The following is an 18949-nucleotide window of genomic DNA, read 5'->3' on the forward strand; positions in this document are numbered from 1 at the left end:
TCATCCTATCCTAAATTCTGTTAAATATCTTAATCACTAAAATACACATCAATATATCACAATTAAACAGAACTGGTAATATTATTTACAAAATCCTATTTTAATAAATTTAAATATTTTGTAGAATTTAAATTATAACTATAAAATTTCTTTAATTGATCATAATTAAATTCTAACGGATTTAAACTAATTTCTACTAATCTATCAGCAATTTCTTCCTTCTCATTATCTACATTATCAAATAATTCATTTAGGTTGTTCCCAATATTTAAAATCCGTTTGTTAGCATAGAGGTAATCAATAATTTTACTTGGAATTTGACTTGTACTTTTATTATTTAAATTAATTAACAAATCCATTCCCCTCATAATATTAAGAATCTCACTTCTACTTTTAAAATCATTAATTTTAATAGGAAGTTTTTCTTTATCCAATCCTTCCATATTTAAAAATTCTTCTAAAGCTGTCACATTCCCAAAATAGTGAAATTCTATTTGTCTATTCCTCTTACTAGCTAAAGATAACGCATGAATAAACTCCACCGGACTGCGTATACCTCTATAAAAAGATCCTGCATACATTATATTGAATTTATCTTTATCTACCTCATAATTACTTTCCCCTTGCTCCTCCTCAAATAGTTGGGGAATAACATGAATTTGCGATTTATTTACTCCTAAACTAGTATAGCAATCTATCGCACTTTCCGTTGGAATAACGATAGAATCTACATTATTAAGTATCCTTGATTCCAGAAATCTATCATATTTTCTTATTTCCCGATCCGGATTATAAGAGAATGGATCACCATAATCAGCTATCCATTTTAAATGGGGAGCATCTTTTTTTAATAAATGTCCTGTAATGTGGGTAGACACCGGCAATCCCACAGTTACCATGGCCATACTATTACTATGTAACTTATTTTTTTTCACATAACGGTAAGCATTAATTGCCCATTCAATTGTTCTATCTGGCCAAATAAGTACATCATATAATTTTTTTAATCCTTTAGTAAGAAGGTTACTATGAGAATTGTTTAATATATTTCTGTTAACATCCCATCTATTTTTTTCTTTGTGAAGTAAAATACCTGGTTTAACTTGATGCAAGGTAATATTATTTAAGTTTTTATTACCTATTTCTTGGTACATAGCGTTTTTGGGGAGCACTAAATCCACATGATACCCATCCTTTATCAAGGAGGAAACTATCCCTTTCACATGAAAGGCCCGAGCTACATTTTCCGGATAATACCAGTAACTGATTACTACTACCCTTTTCATTTTCTATCCAGCCACCTTCTAAGTTTATATAATTACATCTCTTTCGTATGCACTACTCACTAAAAACTTATAGATTTTTCTCATCAAATAGAATACACCTTACTTTCCATTTATAATATTCTTGTATAAATTTAATTCTTTTTCACCATTTTTATCCCAGTCAAAATTATTTAGCCAATCATTAGGGAGGTTTATACTGTATTTATTTTTAAAAATAGATAAAATTTTTTCAGCCAATTTTTCTTCGAAATATTGATCATCTTTTATAATACAAGTTTTATCAATAATTACTTCCGGAATTCCACCATTACTACTTCCAATTACAGGTATACCGCACGCTTGTGCTTCTAATAAAACTGACCCCAATCCTTCCTGACGACTAGGTAAAATTAATACATCCATTACACTAAGATAGTCAACTACCTCTTGAGGTGCTACCTTTCCAGCAAACAAAAATTTAGCATCAATTTCATTAAATTTTCTTTCCATCTCTTGCTTTAAATCTCCGTCGCCTATAATGAGAAAAGTAAATTCATCTTCAGTAATTTTATTGAGTTCTTTATATATTTGAGGAATTTTATCGACCCTTTTCACTTCAACTAAATTACCAATATAACCCACTGAATACCCTTCAAGGCCATACTTAGCTCTTAATTCACTCTTCTTTTTTGAACACACTGGATAAAATTTTTCTCTATCGATACCATTATATACAATTGAAAAATTATTCCCACAATAGCCAAGATCTCTAGCTTCTTTTTGTAAATACTCACTCACAAAAATATTTTCATCCGCATATTCTAGGTTTCGAACAATTACTTTTTTTAAATTCGCACTTTGTTTAGGCATAGTATGAATATCACTACCATGCAATGTCAATGCATATGGAATCCCCAAAAAGCGCTTAATATAGTAAGCTAAACTTCCTTGAGTATGCCCCCAATGAGCACTTACCATATCAAACTCTTGTATTTTTACCTTATTTCTTAAAATCACCTCTAAATAAACTAAAAAGTCTATTCCTAACTTTTCTAAAACCTTTTTCGTAATCGTATTCTTCAAAAAGAGTTTTCTATATTTTATATCTTCATATATAAAATACTCACCCTCTTTTTGATAAATTTTTTTCTTCAATAATTTTTTCAATAATTTCAATACTATTCCATCATAAAAATTTATACAATATTTTTCACTATCAACCTTATTATCGTTCAACTTAATTCTCTTATGAGTTGCATTGAATAATCCGGTTTTATTTTGAGGATCCATATTAACTAAATATAAAATCTTCATAGGTTTCTCCCTTTTAATTTTAATTCTATATACATAATATACCGACAAAAAAAGAATGAGGAATCTTCTCCTCATTCTTTTTTTATACTTTTTTAAAATAAATTCTATTGATGAAAATGGTTATAAAATATGTAGCTGTTGTCGCTATAGCTGCGCCTAACGCTCCAAATTTATAAATTAATATGAAATTAAGGATTATATTAAAGCCAAAAGAAATGCAACTCACTTTAAAGTTCAAATCAACTCGCCCTATACTAAGTAATGTGATTCCTTTAGGTGAATAAATACTCCAAAAGAACAATCCTATTACAAGTACTTGAAAATAAGGTACTGAATTCACATACTCTTTTCCAAATATCATTGGCATTATTAACGGTATTATGAAGAATGTTGATGTACATAATAACGCCGTTATCATCAACATTCTACTCTCAAATTTTTTCAACATCTTTTTTATTTGAACCCTATTATCTGTCTGCTCAGATATATACGGTATCATTAGTTGATTTAGCGTATTAGGAATAATCATCATAGAAGTGATTATAAGCTGCGCTATACCATAATAACCTACTTCTTTTGGATCCACATTCATGTAATTTAAAATAAGGACATTAAATGTGAGTATTAATTGACCTAATAAATTTGTAATAAACGAATAGCTACCTAATTTTAATGGCTTCGCGATTAATCCTTTGTCTATTCGCTTATATTTTATGGATTGCAACTCAGATTTAATGAAAGGTACAAATAATAATGTGGTTAATGATAATGCAATTACTAAAGTAATTATGTAGCCTGTCATTCCATAAATGTATGCTCCTAAAATACTTATTATTACTACAACAATTTTAGAGATACTTTGTACATTAGACATTAAATGAATTTTTTTCTGAGATTGTAAGTAAGCGACAAAATACGCACTTATAGAAAGGAACGGTATTTGAAAAGCATAAATTTTCATTAGATTATTTATTTTGATATCCGATGAAAAACCTCCGAATCCAGCTATAATGAAGGTTAATACAGTAATAAGTACCGAGAAAATTGCCGTTACCTTGAAACCATCTTCAAATAATCTCTGCTTTTGCTGTATACTAATTTTTTCAGAACACATTTTTAATATGGCAACATTCAATCCTAATCCAGCTATAATTGTTAAATTACTTAAAAAAGATTGCAATACCTTTAATCTTCCAATGTCTTCAACAGATAAAATTCTTGTTAAAAATATCTGCCCTCCGAATCCCGCTATTTGTAGCAAAAAATTCGCACTAAGAAGATGTACGAAGCCTTTCTCCATAGCTTTATTAGTTACTAATTTAATTTTTCCAAATAGGTTTTTGCTCCGCAATGCGATCGATTTCATTCTTCATTTCACCATCATTTACTTTCCAAGCTAAATTTAATAATTTGATTTTTTCAAAAGTTAACAAAATCTTGTTCAACCTTAGATTGTATAAAAGATTATTAATAAGCACCTTTACGTAATACGACCAATAAAACTGTTTTAAATAAGATAATAATATCTAATTTTAAAGATTGATTGTATACATAATATAATTCTATATCCACCCTTTCTGGGTATCCTACATCACTTCTACCACTCACTTGCCAATAACCTGTTAAACCAGGACTTACAGATAAAAACTCTGAAGTTTTAGAGCCGTATTCTTTTAATTCCTCCTGAATTACTGGTCTTGGACCAACTAAACTCATATCACCTTTAAGGACATTAATAAACTGTGGTAGTTCATCTAAACTTGTTCTTCGTAAAAAACGCCCTATATTTGTAATACGTGGATCTTCCTCTGGCTCAAGCTTATAGTTATTATCTACATATTTCTTATATAGAACTTCATTTTTTTCTAATTTCTCTTCTGCATTAACTACCATAGAACGGAATTTATAGATACCAAATACTTTACCATCTTTACCAATTCTGGATTGTCTAAAGAAAACTGGTCCTTTTGCATCCCCACGCATGTAAAGGATAGGAATTATAATAAAAAATGGAGAAAATACTATCAAACCAACAATAGCACCTATAATATCCAGTGTCCTTTTAAAAAATGCATGGAAAATTGATGTTTTTTTCACTACACTTATTTCTTTCTCCACAGATTTATGTATTAATCCTCTTTCTTCCAACCTTTTCACCTCACCTTTACACATGTATATTTTCTATTTTTATAAGTTCAGTCATATACTCCAATAATTCATCTTTTAATTCTTTATGTTGTAACGCCATCTCAATTGTCGTTTTAATAAACCCAAACTTCTCACCAACATCATAACGAGTTCCCTCAAAATCATAAGCAAATACACGCTGAATTTCATTTAAACGTTGAATCGCATCTGTTAATTGGATTTCTCCACCCGCACCTGTTTGTTGATTTTCAAGGAACATAAAGATTTCTGGCGTTAATACGTAACGTCCCATAATTGCTAAATTTGATGGTGCAGTTCCTTGAGCTGGCTTCTCCACAAATTGACGTACTTGATAACGGCGATCACTTTGTTCAATCGGATCGATAATACCGTAACGATGTGTTTCGTTTTCAGGCACTGTTTGTACACCAATAACTGACGACTGTGTACCTTCATATTGATCCATTAATTGACGTAAACATGGCGTTTCTGCTTGAACAATATCATCACCAAGTAATACTGCAAACGGCTCATTTCCAATAAACTTACGCGCACACCATACTGCGTGTCCTAGCCCTTTTGGTTCTTTCTGTCTTATGTAATGAATATTTATTTTTGAGGAAGCTTGTACTTTTTCAAGCATTTCATACTTCCCTTTTTCTAAAAGGCTTTGTTCTAATTCAAAAGAGTGATCGAAATGATCTTCAATGGCACGTTTTCCTTTTCCAGTAACAATAATAATGTCTTCAATTCCTGATTCAATTGCTTCTTCTATTATGTATTGAATTGTTGGTTTATCAACGATAGGTAACATTTCTTTCGGCATCGCCTTCGTTGCTGGTAAAAATCTTGTCCCAAGACCAGCAGCTGGGATAATTGCTTTTCTTACTTTTTTCAATTATACTCCCCCTATAAATCTATTTATTTGTATGTAACAATAACAAAAACCCTACCTATAGAGTCATTTTTATAACTCCATAGGTAGAGTTTCTATTAGAAATAAATTATGGGCATCTAACCCATCCTCACGCCATACTCCCGACGACAAGCGTCTAAGGTAGGCATGAAATAAAATTTCTACCCACAGCACGACCGAGTGCCCCCGTTGATAACGGTTAGGAGACATCACCAATTCTTTATTTAAAAAATACCGAACAATTTTTTACGACGAATTTGTTCTGGATCTTCTTTGTAAATTGCCTTCCCGCTAATTAATAAGTACGGATTTTCTTTCAAATCACTCATAACATTCATTCCGAATTCTTTCTCAATTAGTTCATAGCTTTCCACTAAATGAAATCCTCTCGATGTCGTGTTATGTGCATCTGAAGCAACCATATGTGTTAAATTATGTTCCACAAGCTGTAGTGAGAATTTTTTAATCTTTTTACCAAATTTCCCAAGCAAACTACCTGCTGTCACTTGTGTTAATGCACCTTTATTTACAAGGTTATATAACTTATCTGGCCGCTCGATTAACTCGGCATTACGTTCTGGATGAACAATAATTGGAATCATTCCCTTTACACGTAATTCGTATAATAATTGTTCGGCATAACGAGGTACGTGATTCGATGGAAATTCAATGAATATATATTTATTTGTTTCATTTAAAGTAACGATTTTATCAGCTTCATAGTCTTCTAATAAATCACCATATAACCTGACCTCTTGCCCAGGTAAAATGGTAAGTGGAATATTATGTTGTTGTAGTTCATCATTTAGTTGTTTTACGTGATGAATAATCGAGGTACGTTCATTTATGTATTTACCATTTTGATGGTGCGGCGTTGCGACAATTGTATGTATTCCTTCTGATACGGCTTGTTGTGCCATTGCTAAACTATCTTTTACTGTTTGTGCACCGTCATCAATGCCATGTAAAATGTGACAATGTAAATCAATCATTCTTTCAGCCTCCCTCTCTCCTATTAGTCTTTTTTCCCTTGAATATGAGACATCTCATATTCAAGGGAAAAAAGGAGATATGGTTGAAACATATCTCACTCTTTTAATTAGTTTGCGCCATAATAATAATATAAGCCTTGTTCACGTTCACGGTCATTTAAAACAACACCTAACAATTTACCTTTTGCAGACTCCAATAACCCTTTTGCTTTTACTGCTGTTTCTTTCTCTGTTGATTCACTACGAACAACAAGAATGGAAGCATCACATACATTTGCCATAATTTGTGCATCCGTTACAGCTAAAATAGGCGGCATATCAAAAATCACTAAGTCGTACATGCTGTATGCTTGTCCAAGAAGTTCTTTCATTGATTTTGAACCTAATAATTCTGCTGGATTTGGTGGGATTGGACCACATGCCAAAAAGTGTAGATTATCAACTAAAGTTGTTTGCACACATTTTTCTAAACGTTCACTATGTGTTAATACATTCGTTAACCCGAAAATATTATCTACCTGGAACATTTGATGCATCGCTGGTTTACGCATATCTGCATCAATTAATAATACTTTTTTTCCTTGTTGAGCAAAAACAACTGCCATATTCGCTGTTGTCGTTGTTTTTCCTTCGCTAGGGTTTGCAGAAGTGACCATTAATGAATGTAAATTCGTATCAATAGCTGCAAATTCAATATTCGTTCGAATATTACGATATTGTTCTGAAATCGGTGATTTCGGTTGTTGATGAGCAATTAATTGACGACGTTGACGATGATTCTTTTTCTTTTTAAATAAATTAAGAGCCAATTGTTTGTCCCCTCACTTTTCTTGATGATGGAGCGTGTGATTTCACGTTCATTGTTTCTTCATCCATACGAGCAACAATACCTAACACTGGTAATCCAAGTAAGCTCTCTACATCCTCTTCTTTTTTCACTGTGTTATCTAAGTATTCTAGTAAGAACGCAAGACCAACTGAAGCTATTAAACCAACAACGAAAGCAATTGCCACATTTAACATTGGACGCGGTTTAATTGGAGATAGATTTTCTGCAACTTCTGCTTTTGATAATACTGTTACGTTATCAACGCTCATAATTTTAGCAACTTCACCTTTAAACACTTCTGCAGTTGTATTAGCAATATCACGAGCTAGCTTGGGATCTTTATCTTGCGCCGTTACCGCCACTACTTGTGAGTCTTTCTCGTTAGCTACTTCAATTTTCTTATTTAGCTCTTGTACTGTAATATTTAGACCTAACTTTTCTTTCACTTGATCCAAAATAACAGGACTTTTAATAATAACCTTATATGTATTTGTTAATTGAATATTTGTTTGTACCTCATTGTACTGAATTGCTGCCCCTTCTTGCTTCTTCTGGTTAACAAGAATTTGCGTCGAAGATTGATAGATTGGTGTCATAAAGAAGAAGCTAATGATAGCACTTACTATAGCTACACCAAACGCAATTACGAGGATCATTGCTAAACGTTTTTTTAAGATATGAAATAATTCTTTTAGATTAATTGTTTCTTCCATAAGTTCCTCCAACTTTCTAAAATTTACACATAGGAAAAATTATAACATATAAATCTTACATTTTTTATTTTTAATAATTCAGTTCTATATTTGTTCACAAGAAACAAGTATAATCTTACAAAATAATCTTAAATATGACAACACATTCCAATGATTTTCCAAATTTTTTATTTTATCATGTTTTTTATGCTATGTAACTTGAGAAATAAATTTCAAAATGAGAAAAAAGCCAACAAGTATCTTATTGGCTTTTTTATTTCAGTAATAACCATACTGCTCTTTTTCTTCTCTTTTATCGTTTAAAACGACTCCAAGTATTTTGCCTGATGCTTTATCTAGTATTTGTTTCGCTTTTACGATTTTATCTTTTTCTGTCTTTTCACTTCGCACAACGAGTACGATTCCATCACATTTATTCGCAAGTATTTGTGCATCCGTAACCGCAAGGACAGGTGGTGTGTCGATTAATATAATATCAAACATGTTATATGCTTCTAGCAATGCCTCATCCATCGCCCGGCTCCCTAATAGTTCTGCTGGGTTTGGCGGGATTGGACCTGCTGCCATTAAGTATACGTTCTCTATATCTGTTTTTTGAATGCATTGCATAAGTTTTGCTTGTCCTGATAATAGGTTTGTTAACCCATTTGAACTATGAACGGCAAATAAGTTTTGTATCGTCGGCTTACGCAAGTCAGCTCCAATTAATAAAACTTTCTTTCCTTGTTGTCCGAAAACAACTGCTAAGTTTGCGATTGTTGTTGTTTTCCCATCACCTGGATCTGCTGAAGTAACAATAATAGAACGAACATGATTATCTACAGATGTGAACTCAATGTTTGTACGAATGTTACGGTATTGTTCTGTAATACGCGATTTAGGCTCTTTATGTGTAATTAATTGTCGTAATGGTTTTCTTTTCTTTCTCCCGAACATATTCATAATCTCCTTTTGTGAAATGCGACATTTCCCTTTTCTCTCTCTTATGCTCGATTTCATACGTCTAATTAATATTCTTGCTGATTTCCCCACATTTCATCATAATCAATAACATTCTACTTTGTCTTATTTAAGTACCTTAACAATATGACAATGCCCTTATTTCTTTATTCCCTTTATCACTTATCCTATTTTCTAGATAAATAATAAAGTAAGTATATGGTAATTACCATCTATTTACAAGTTATTTTCTGATTAGTTTGCAAATTATCGTTTCATCGTTATATAGCAGAAATTAAAAAATCCCTTGTCTTTTCACAAGGAGATTTTTTAATACTATCTATTCTTTTTTATCACCAATCGCAAATGTAATTTCTGCCTCACATGCAACTTCACCATCTACTGTTGCGATTGCTTTTCCTTTTCCAATCGGGCCGCGTACGCGTGTCATTTCTACTTCTAGGCGAAGCTGATCACCTGGGCGTACTTGTTTTTTGAAACGGCAATTGTCGATACCTGCAAAGAAAGCAAGTCTTCCGCGGTTTTCTTCTTTCTTTAATACTGCAACTGCTCCGACTTGTGCTAATGCTTCTACAATAAGTACACCAGGCATAACTGCATAGTCAGGGAAGTGTCCGTTAAAGAATTCTTCGTTTGCGGATACATTTTTAATCCCAACCGCTCTTTTTCCTTCATCTACTTCTAATATTTTATCAACAAGTAAAAATGGATAGCGGTGAGGAATGATTTCTTTAATTTGTTCTATATTTAGCATGTAACAATCGCCCCTTTTGTAATATTGGTCTTACCACTCGGACATATTGCTATTATCCCATTTTGTTTATTGTTTGTCATTACAAAGTAACATTTTATATTTAGCACAACTTCCTAAAAAAAAATGCACACACTCTATTCCATTAAAATAGTTGCACATTTTTGCAACTGACACGGAGGTGGAAAAGAGTGTATGCCCAAATTAGGGAAAGGCAATATGTATTGAAACATTATTTGCCTTAATGTCGTATTCGACTCATTATATTATAAACGTTTTCAATTAAGGAAATATTAAATTTAACCATATATATGAATATTTTACCTGTTTCCTTCATATTTCTCTATTTTCCTTCCATTTTCGCAAAAAAACAAAATAAAAAAATATAAAAACGAAAAAAAGAACTAAGGCATTAGCCTTAGTTCTTTCAAATTATCTCAAAGCACGCTTTGGTAATCTGTCGATATTCTCTAACATAATACCTGTACCAACCGCAACGCAGTGCATTGGGTTTTCAGCAATTAATACTGGTACTTTTAGCTCTTCTGCTAGAAGCATGTCGATACCGTGTAGTAAAGCTCCACCGCCTGTTAGAATAACACCGCGGTCGATGATATCTGCAGATAATTCTGGTGGTGTGCGCTCTAATACGCCTTTTGCAGCTTGTACAATAACAGCTGCATTTTCTTTTAATGCTTCTGTAATTTCTTCAGAGCATACTGTAATTGTACGTGGTAAGCCTGTTACCATGTCACGTCCGCGAATTTCAAGCTCTTCGCTACGTGCACCTGGGAATACTGTACCAACTTTAATTTTAATATCTTCTGAAGTACGTTCTCCGATTAATAGCTTATACTTACGTTTAATATAGTTTAAGATCTCCATATCAAACTTATCGCCAGCCATTTTGATAGAGGAAGAGGTAACAATATCACCCATAGATAGTACAGCGATATCTGTTGTACCTCCACCAATATCAACAACCATGTTACCGCTTGGTTGGAAGATTTCCATACCAGCACCAACTGCGGCTACTTTTGGTTCTTCTTCTAAAAATACTGTTTTACCACCTGAACGTTCAGCAGCTTCACGAATTGCTTTTTGTTCTACCGATGTAATATTTGTTGGACAACAAATTAAAATACGAGGTTTTGAAAAGAAGCTCTTTACGTCCAATTTGTTAATGAAATACTTTAACATTGCTTCTGTAATTTCGAAATCTGCGATTACACCATCTTTAAGTGGACGAATTGCTACAATATTACCCGGCGTACGTCCCACCATACTTCTCGCTTCTTCACCTACTGCTAATACTTTACCACTATTACGATCAATGGCCACAACAGATGGCTCATTTAATACAATACCCTTACCTTTAACATGAATTAATACGTTAGCCGTACCTAGGTCAATTCCGATATCTCGCGCAAACATTCCCGTTTTTTCCTCCTCGATATTCAAAATCAGGTTACACCCGAATTCTTTTCACCTAATTTCTGATTTTATCATAAATTTAACAGAAACGTAATATTCGCAAAAAGAATTCTTCTGAAAAATATTACCGAATGTGAACGGAATGTTTGCTACTGTAACATTATTGACGTACAGGCTTCTCTACATCTTCTTTTCTATACTTTTGTTTTGTTGCTTCTCCACCTCTTAAATGACGAATAGACTTATGATAATCAAGAATTTCTTTTACTTCATTTGCGAGCTCTGGATTAATCTCTGGTAGACGTTCTGTTAAATCTTTATGGACTGTACTCTTTGATACCCCAAATTCCTTTGCAATGACACGCACTGTCTTTCTTGTCTCCACGATATACTTACCAATCTTGATAGTTCTCTCTTTGATGTAATCGTGCACACCACTCGCCTCCCTAATTTGGATGTGAGAAGGGTGAAATGAGCCTCGCTGCATACGACTAAGAAGTAAGTGTGAGTGCTGTTTGTAAGCGTTAAACATTCTTGGATTTATAATGAAATGATTCACGATTTCTCACCTCAAACACTCTCTTTGCTTTGGTTTATACCATTGTATTGCCCGCACTACTGATATATGCTACATGTTCACTATTTTTGCGGACTAAGTTAAGAAAAATTACGTTTTTTTGTGAGAAATACGTTAAAACTGACTATTATGGCCAAAAAAAAATGACACCTTGTATAAAAGGCATCATTCTTCTCGTTCCAATTCCTCTTCTAACAACTGATGGTGGGGAACCTCTTTCTTACCGGCAATATAATAATATAAAGTGAATAAAACAAACAATAAAATAATAGCAGTCGACAGAACAAACAAAAATGACACAGTATCCCCTCCCTTTTGTAATATATATTCGAGAATCTCGTCATTTTTCCTTGTTATTGCAACTTTTTTCTCGAAATTGAGTATTTTTATATAAAGTGAAACTTTAATCAGTGGGTGCCATTTCCCACTGATTATTAGCTTTCACCAATCGGGCTTTTACGGGCAGTTGCCCCCCGACCTAACTTTTTAGCTTTCACTAAATTTTGAATTGGGGGTCTTACTGCCCGTTAATGCGGGATAAAAATAAAAAAATCAGCTCCCCTAGTGGGAACTGATTTTTTCACTTTATTATTCTTGTGAAGAAGAATCGTTAGATGATTCTGTAGAACCATTTGTTGATTTTTCTTCTTTCTTCGGTTCTTCTTTTTTGTCACTAGTTGAACCGCTTGTTGATTTCTCTTCTTTTTGAGACTTGTCTTCTGTTTTATTTTCTGGTTTCGTGCTCGTTGACTTCTCTTCTTTTTGAGATTTGTCATCAGCTTTTTTACCAGAAGCATTCGTAGCCTTTGCAGCACCTGCATCAGCTTTAATTTCTGTTACTGATTTATTTAAGTAACGTTCAGGGTTCACAGCCACATTGTCTTTACGTACTTCAAAGTGAACGTGAGAGCCTGCCTCTTTATTCATTGCACTTAGACCGGATGTTCCTAATACTTCACCTTGTGCAACTCTTGCACCTTTTTCTACTTTCACACTGCCTAAGCTTTGATAAGATACCGCTACACCATTTCCACTATCAACTGTTACAACATAACCAAGAAGTGAATCTTTTTCAGCTTTCGTTACTGTACCACTTAAAGCAGCGGCAACATTGAATTCTTTTCCATTCTTCGCAGCAATGTCAATTCCTTTGTTTGGGGAATATGTGTTGTTATAAAAGACAAGTGCTTTTTCTTGTTCCGCCTCAGTTGCTGCATCTTCATAGAATTTCTTTTGTACGACTACTTCCGCATTCGCGGCAGCTGGCATTTTCACTACTTCTGAAGATTTCGTTACTGGTACTGCTGGATCTTCCGATTGTGTATACGGTGTTGCTTGATCGTGGTTTGGAGTCTTCTTCGGATTAGCTCCTTGGAACCATAGCGCAACCATTAAGATTACCGCTGCACAAGCAATGTATAGTGCCGGAAACACCCATCTTTTTTGAAATAAATGTACTACCTTTTGCGACTTTTTATTATTTCTTCCTCGCATTCCATCATCACCTCAGCAATCATTTTGAACAATATTCACGTATCCTATACAACGCATAACTAATTACTTTTCGACAAAATTTGTAAAAATATGTATAAGAACTGTGAAATTTCCGAGGAAATGATAGAAAAAAGAAAAAACTGAGCGTTTCGGCTCAGTTTTTAGTCTAATTGTTTCTTTTTGTATACGATTAAACATACAACGAGCGATATAATAAGCCAAACTACAACATTTAATACATGCCCACTAATACTACTAAATCCCGCCCCACCTACTAAGCTGTTAAGTGCTTTTACAATATGAGATGTTGGAAGATACTCAATTAGTGTCTTAATTACTTTATTTTCAACCATCGGCTCAAATTGTACAGCTAAATACATCGTCATTAAAATAGGCATACCAATTAATGATGTTTGTGGTACAGAAGATGCAAGTAATCCAATCATTGTTCCAAGCACGATAAACAAAATAGTTCCACATAAGAATATCAATCCTACCAATGGAAGATTAATATTTAACTGATCTAAAATGAATAAATTTGCAATACAAATGACCATTGTCAGACCCGATGTTAATAAACTCTTTCCAAGAAGAACTTCAACAGAAGATGCTGGGGATAACATTAACACACGCAGTGTATGTTTTTCTTTTTCTTCTGCAATTACCATAGATTGAACAAATCCTGCGACAAATAGGAAGGCCATTATAGTAGTAGTGCCTAACATTTCCTTTCCCACTCCAAATCTGCTAAACAAAAATGAAAGTATAATTGGTAAAAATGCCATTAATAATACTTGTGAATTTGTCTTAAAATCTTGGACTTCTTTCCGAAAAATAGCTGAAAATCTTCTCATTGAAAATGTCATTATAATCCCCTCCCAGTAACTTCAATAAAGATATCGCCTAGCGTTGGTTCGTGTGAATGAATAGATAACAGTTCGCCCTTTTTCATCCATTCTGAAATACGTTTTGCGCCCAATTCATCTTTTTGCACTACTTCTTTTTGTTTATCTTTTAATACGACCTCTATTTGATCCTTAGCGTATTGCAAGCGCAGATTCTCTGGCGTATCAAGTGCTACAATTTCTCCGCCACAAAGGAAGGCAATACGGTTACAAAGCGTTTCTGCTTCATCCATGTTGTGAGTCGTTAAGAAAATCGTCGTTCCTTCTTCATTTAAGTCTTTTAAGATTTTATGAATGTTTTGTACGTTTACTGGATCGAGTGCAGATGTTGGTTCGTCTAAGAAGAGGATATCTGGTTTATGAAGGATTGCTCTTGCTAGTGTGACGCGTTGCTTCATTCCCTTTGATAGTTTCTTTACTGGTGTTTTTTTATCATCTAATAAATTTACTTGTGCTAGTACTTCATTGATTCGTTCTTTTTTACAATCGTATAAGTCACAAAATAATAGTAAGTTATCATAAATACTAAGTCTTTCATATAAGCCGCTGTTATCTGTTAAAATACCAATTCGTTTGTAATCGATGCTACTTGGTCCTGTAATATCTTTCCCTAATACTCTTACCGTTCCAACACTATGGAGCAATTGAGAAGTTAAAATTTTTACCGTTGTCGTCTTACCAGATCCACTCGGTCCGAGGAATCCGAAAATCTCTCCTTGCTTCACCTCAATATTTACATTTCGAAGTGCTGTTTTTCCGTTGAAACTTTTCATTACATCTTTCATTTCAATTGCCAATGTCATTTCTTCATCCCCTTTGTTTTTCTTCTTTATAGATGAAAGTCGCTTTAGCGCTTTTCGTTTGTTTGTTTCGCTTTTCTTGACTCAATCATATGAAAAACAAAGGGATTACGCAGTAAAATACCGGTAAAAGGAGTATTTTTACCGGTGAATGAATCGCATGTTGAGCTTATTGGAGCACTTTTTATAGCCCAATCACGCCTTTTAATTCATCCATTCGTCCTTTTGAAAGTGGAATTGAACTTTTTCTTTCGTCGTCTAAAATTAAGCTAAAACTGTTACGAGTCCAAGTAATCACTTCTCGTACTCTTTGTAAATTTACAAGGTACGAGCGATGACATCTAAAGAAACCAAAACCTGTTAATCTTGCTTCTAGTTCACTTAATGTTAATGCGCATACGAAATCCCCTTCACGAACGTGAATATGTGTTACTCCGTTTTGCGTTTCAATGAAATGGATTTCCATCGGATCAAGTAAAATGATTTTATCATTCACTTTCGCTGGTATTCTTTCTAACTTCATTTGCGGAATCATTTGAATGACTTTTTCTTCATCGACTTCTTCCACTTCCTCTTGCTCAATTTCTATCTTTTTCACACCATCGTTGTTTAATATGTATACATCCTCTGTTAACGAAAGGGCATCTGATAGAAATGATGACGTAATAAAGATTGCCTTTCCTTGTTCTTTCATTTTCATGATTGCTTTTCGAATAATAACCGTACTCTCTGTATCTACATTTTGCTCTGGCTCTTCCAAAATGACTAAATCCGGATTATGAATCATAATTCGTCCAATATGAAGACGACGCTTCTCTGAAAATGATAGTTTTTCTATCTTAACGTTTAGCTTATCTAGGAGACCAACAGACTGCACAACTTCTTCTATACTTATCTTTGATTCATAAAGCCCTAATAAAAATTTGAAGTATTCTTTCACCTTCAAACGATCATATGCCTCATCTCTCAAAAAACAAAAGCCGATGCGAGAATAATTTTTCTTTCCAATCGCTTTACCTTCAAATAGCACATTGCCAGTTGAAGCTTCTTCCTCACCAATCATAATACGGTGCAACACTTTAGCTGTATGGTTATTACATTGCAAAACAATACATTGTCCTTTTTCAACCTTTAGCTCAATTGCCGGTAACTGGTTCGTCTTCCCTAATTGTTTCAACTCCAGTAGCGCCATTCCGTCTCCCCCAAATACTTTTTATCCTATTATACCAAACAATTAATGGAAAATTATGATATTTCAAGCAAAAAAATAGATGCCAGGGAGTCCTGACATCTATTTCTTCACCATCAATTTTCCTTCATAATCATTCATCGTCTTTATTTCAACGCCTTTATAGTAATGGGCGACGATATCTGTATATTTCTTGCCTTCTGCTGCCATGCCGTTCGCCCCGTATTGACTCATACCAACGCCGTGACCGAAGCCTTTCGTTGTAATGATGATTTTATCTCCTTGTTGTTTCCACGTGAAATCAGAAGAACGTAAATCTAACTTTTCACGAACTTCTTTTCCTGTTAATGTTTTTCCTTGAAAAGCTACATCCTTTACGCGCTTTCCTTCCGTAAGGTCTTTAATGTTTCCAACCTTCCCGTCTGCTAGCACTTTCACACCGAGACGTTTTTGAAAATCAGCTACTGTAAATGTTTGCTCGCTCGTAAACTTTGGAGAAGCTTGATCCCACGGACTATCTACACTTTTCAAGTACGGATAATCATTTCCCCAATAGTCAGCTGCATTTTCTGTTCGGCCATTACTCGTTGAAAAAAAGGATGCTGAGATTGGTTTTCCATCATACGTTAAAACTTGTCCTGCGGTTTTCGAAACGGCTTCTTCGATTTTCTTTAAATTATTTTCGTAGTTATTACCCCATTGTTTCTTCAATTCTTCTTTACTTTTGTACACTTGATCTTTCACCGTATCTGTCACGTCCGCATTGTTTTTCTTTCCTCCGCTCAGCATACGTTGCACCACGAATGTTCTCGCTGCTAATGCCTGCGCCTTTAGCGCCTCTATTTCAAAACTGGCATTCATCTCAGAAGCTACTACACCGGTCACATACTCCTCCATAGGTAATGATTCTACCTTCTTTTGTTTCTCACGATATACAGCAACTTGAACAGCTGTATCTACTTTTCCTGGAGCTGGTATACTTTCTATCGCTGGAGGAGTTTTAGAGGCCGTTTCTTCCCCTACTTTTGCTTTCGCAAATGGGATAACAAGGGCTGCAGGTACAATGATAACGAGCGCTATTAAGAGCGCTACTGTAATAAAAAGTGGCTTTGAAAATTTCATCCTATTTTCCCCCAATATAAAAGCTTTACTCCATTCATTCTTATGGAACAACTCTTTCTTTTAGAACATACTTAAGGGGAAGAGCATAAAACGGAAATTTTCTAAATATTTTTACTGGTACGTGCATAAGTATAGAATTTATTGACTATAACAGTAATAACCCAAAAAAAGAGCCCCTATGTCAAAAGACATAGAGACTATTTCAATTAAGCGTGAAGATCAGAAACTTCTTGTTCTTTCACTTCTTCTACTTTTTCGTTTACACGTTCAATAGTTGCACCTAATGCAGCTAATTTCTTATGGAAATCTACATAACCACGGTCAAGATGTTTTAACTCAGTTACACGAGTATAACCTTCTGATACTAAACCAGCTAAGATTAATGCAGCTGCAGCACGTAAATCAGTTGCGCCTACTTCAGCACCTTGTAAGCTGTTTGGACCGTTCATAATAACAGAACGACCTTCAATTTTAATATCAGCATTCATACGACGGAATTCTTCAACGTGCATAAAGCGGTTTTCGAATACCGTTTCTGTAATCATGCTTGTTCCATCAGCTTGTAGTAATAATGCCATCATTTGTGATTGCATGTCTGTTGGGAAACCTGGGTGAGGCATAGTTTTAATATCAACCGCTTTTAACTTATCTGGGCCGATAACACGTACACCTTCGTTTTCCTCAATGATTTTAACACCCATTTCTTCCATTTTCGCTGTAATTGAGCGTAAATGTTCAGGTACAGCATTTTCAATTAAGATGTCTCCACCAGTAATTGCTGCTGCAACCATGAATGTTCCCGCTTCAATACGGTCAGGAATAATAGAGTGGTTTGCACCATATAATTTATCAACGCCTTCGATACGAATCGTTCCAGTTCCAGCTCCGCGTACTTTCGCTCCCATCGCATTTAAGAAGTTAGCTAAGTCAACGATTTCTGGTTCTTTCGCTGCGTTTTCAAGAATTGTTGTCCCTTTTGCTAATGTAGCTGCAGACATAATGTTTTCTGTCGCGCCTACGCTTGGGAAGTCTAAGTAGATTTTAGCTCCTTTTAGTTCTCCCTCAACATATGCCTCAACAAAACCGTTACCAACCTGTACTTTTGCTCCCATTGCTTCGAAGCCTTTTAAATGTTGGTCAATTGGACGTGAACCGATTGCACATCCACCAGGAAGTGCAATACGAGCACGACCGTTACGTGCTAATAATGGTCCCATTACTTGAACAGATGCACGCATTTTACGTACATATTCAAATGGTGCTTCAATGTTTAGTTCTTTAGAAGAATCGATTGTTACTTGATTATTTTCAAATACGACTTCAGCATTTAAATGACGTAATACCTCATTAATTGTGTATACATCAGACAAAACTGGTACTTCAGATAGTACATTCTTTCCATCACTCGCTAATAGGGCTGCAGCGATTATAGGTAATACAGCATTTTTTGCGCCCTCAACACGCACTGTGCCGTTTAACCGCTTTCCGCCACGGACGATGATCTTTTCCAAATTATTCCCCTCCGTGTCCTTTTTTCAGT

General features: G+C 34.4%; 20 protein-coding genes. All 20 read right to left on the reverse strand.

The window, feature by feature from the left end:
- Positions 1 to 95: 95 nt before the first annotated feature.
- Positions 96 to 1286: a glycosyltransferase family protein gene (locus AC241_RS26145; RefSeq protein WP_029443648.1), complete on the reverse strand. Its 1191-nt coding sequence runs from the start codon at positions 1284 to 1286 to the stop codon at positions 96 to 98.
- A 99-nt stretch (positions 1287 to 1385) separates the two neighbouring features.
- Complete coding sequence (locus AC241_RS26150) at positions 1386 to 2579, reverse strand: glycosyltransferase (protein ID WP_050844743.1); 1194 nt, start codon at positions 2577 to 2579, stop codon at positions 1386 to 1388.
- Positions 2580 to 2661: 82 nt separating this feature from the next.
- A complete protein-coding gene (locus tag AC241_RS26155) occupies positions 2662 to 3945 on the reverse strand; it encodes a flippase (RefSeq protein ID WP_029443650.1) in 1284 nt (427 codons plus the stop codon).
- Positions 3899 to 4024: a hypothetical protein gene (locus tag AC241_RS35740; RefSeq protein WP_257146794.1), complete on the reverse strand. Its 126-nt coding sequence runs from the start codon at positions 4022 to 4024 to the stop codon at positions 3899 to 3901. The genes AC241_RS26155 and AC241_RS35740 overlap by 47 nt, the downstream gene beginning before the upstream one ends.
- Positions 4025 to 4046: 22 nt before the next feature.
- Positions 4047 to 4727, reverse strand: a complete 681-nt coding sequence (locus AC241_RS26160) for a sugar transferase (protein WP_029443651.1) — start codon at positions 4725 to 4727, stop codon at positions 4047 to 4049.
- Between the two features lie 16 nt (positions 4728 to 4743).
- Positions 4744 to 5625: a UTP--glucose-1-phosphate uridylyltransferase BpsC gene (bpsC, locus tag AC241_RS26165; RefSeq protein WP_029443652.1), complete on the reverse strand. Its 882-nt coding sequence runs from the start codon at positions 5623 to 5625 to the stop codon at positions 4744 to 4746.
- Between the two features lie 242 nt (positions 5626 to 5867).
- Complete coding sequence (locus AC241_RS26170) at positions 5868 to 6635, reverse strand: tyrosine-protein phosphatase (protein WP_029443653.1); 768 nt, start codon at positions 6633 to 6635, stop codon at positions 5868 to 5870.
- Positions 6636 to 6742: 107 nt separating this feature from the next.
- The gene (locus AC241_RS26175) at positions 6743 to 7444 is read right to left on the reverse strand and encodes a CpsD/CapB family tyrosine-protein kinase (RefSeq protein ID WP_016099316.1); all 702 of its coding nucleotides are present in this window, start codon (positions 7442 to 7444) and stop codon (positions 6743 to 6745) included.
- Positions 7434 to 8177, reverse strand: coding sequence for a YveK family protein (locus tag AC241_RS26180; RefSeq protein WP_029443655.1), 744 nt, complete (start codon positions 8175 to 8177; stop codon positions 7434 to 7436). The genes AC241_RS26175 and AC241_RS26180 overlap by 11 nt, the downstream gene beginning before the upstream one ends.
- Before the next feature lie 258 nt (positions 8178 to 8435).
- Positions 8436 to 9113 carry a CpsD/CapB family tyrosine-protein kinase gene (locus tag AC241_RS26185; RefSeq protein ID WP_050844744.1) on the reverse strand — a complete coding sequence of 226 codons (678 nt, stop codon included), beginning with the start codon at positions 9111 to 9113 and terminating at the stop codon, positions 8436 to 8438.
- A gap of 343 nt (positions 9114 to 9456) precedes the next feature.
- On the reverse strand, positions 9457 to 9891 hold the full coding sequence (gene fabZ / locus AC241_RS26190; protein WP_000931959.1) for a 3-hydroxyacyl-ACP dehydratase FabZ: 435 nt from the start codon (positions 9889 to 9891) through the stop codon (positions 9457 to 9459).
- A gap of 429 nt (positions 9892 to 10320) precedes the next feature.
- Positions 10321 to 11322: a rod shape-determining protein gene (mreB, locus tag AC241_RS26195; RefSeq protein ID WP_000457978.1), complete on the reverse strand. Its 1002-nt coding sequence runs from the start codon at positions 11320 to 11322 to the stop codon at positions 10321 to 10323.
- 160 nt (positions 11323 to 11482) lie between these two features.
- The gene (gene spoIIID, locus AC241_RS26200; RefSeq protein ID WP_000544012.1) at positions 11483 to 11755 is read right to left on the reverse strand and encodes a sporulation transcriptional regulator SpoIIID; all 273 of its coding nucleotides are present in this window, start codon (positions 11753 to 11755) and stop codon (positions 11483 to 11485) included.
- A 309-nt stretch (positions 11756 to 12064) separates the two neighbouring features.
- Entirely contained in the window at positions 12065 to 12199 is a 135-nt protein-coding gene (locus tag AC241_RS26205; protein ID WP_000008903.1) for a hypothetical protein, read from the reverse strand.
- Between the two features lie 288 nt (positions 12200 to 12487).
- Entirely contained in the window at positions 12488 to 13393 is a 906-nt protein-coding gene (locus AC241_RS26210; protein WP_001214922.1) for a stage II sporulation protein SpoIIQ, read from the reverse strand.
- A gap of 161 nt (positions 13394 to 13554) precedes the next feature.
- Entirely contained in the window at positions 13555 to 14259 is a 705-nt protein-coding gene (locus AC241_RS26215) for an ABC transporter permease (protein WP_043935873.1), read from the reverse strand.
- Positions 14259 to 15101 (reverse strand): ABC transporter ATP-binding protein, encoded by an 843-nt coding sequence (locus AC241_RS26220; RefSeq protein ID WP_043935874.1) that lies wholly within the window; start codon positions 15099 to 15101, stop codon positions 14259 to 14261. The genes AC241_RS26215 and AC241_RS26220 overlap by 1 nt, the downstream gene beginning before the upstream one ends.
- Before the next feature lie 181 nt (positions 15102 to 15282).
- Positions 15283 to 16290: a LytTR family transcriptional regulator DNA-binding domain-containing protein gene (locus tag AC241_RS26225; RefSeq protein WP_050844745.1), complete on the reverse strand. Its 1008-nt coding sequence runs from the start codon at positions 16288 to 16290 to the stop codon at positions 15283 to 15285.
- A 99-nt stretch (positions 16291 to 16389) separates the two neighbouring features.
- Positions 16390 to 17409, reverse strand: coding sequence for a stage II sporulation protein D (gene spoIID / locus AC241_RS26230; protein WP_016079662.1), 1020 nt, complete (start codon positions 17407 to 17409; stop codon positions 16390 to 16392).
- 206 nt (positions 17410 to 17615) lie between these two features.
- A complete protein-coding gene (gene murA / locus AC241_RS26235; protein ID WP_000411275.1) occupies positions 17616 to 18920 on the reverse strand; it encodes a UDP-N-acetylglucosamine 1-carboxyvinyltransferase in 1305 nt (434 codons plus the stop codon).
- Between the last annotated feature and the right edge of the window lie 29 nt (positions 18921 to 18949).

It is taken from the genome of Bacillus thuringiensis, assembly GCF_001182785.1.
In the GTDB taxonomy this organism is placed as follows: domain Bacteria; phylum Bacillota; class Bacilli; order Bacillales; family Bacillaceae_G; genus Bacillus_A; species Bacillus_A thuringiensis_S.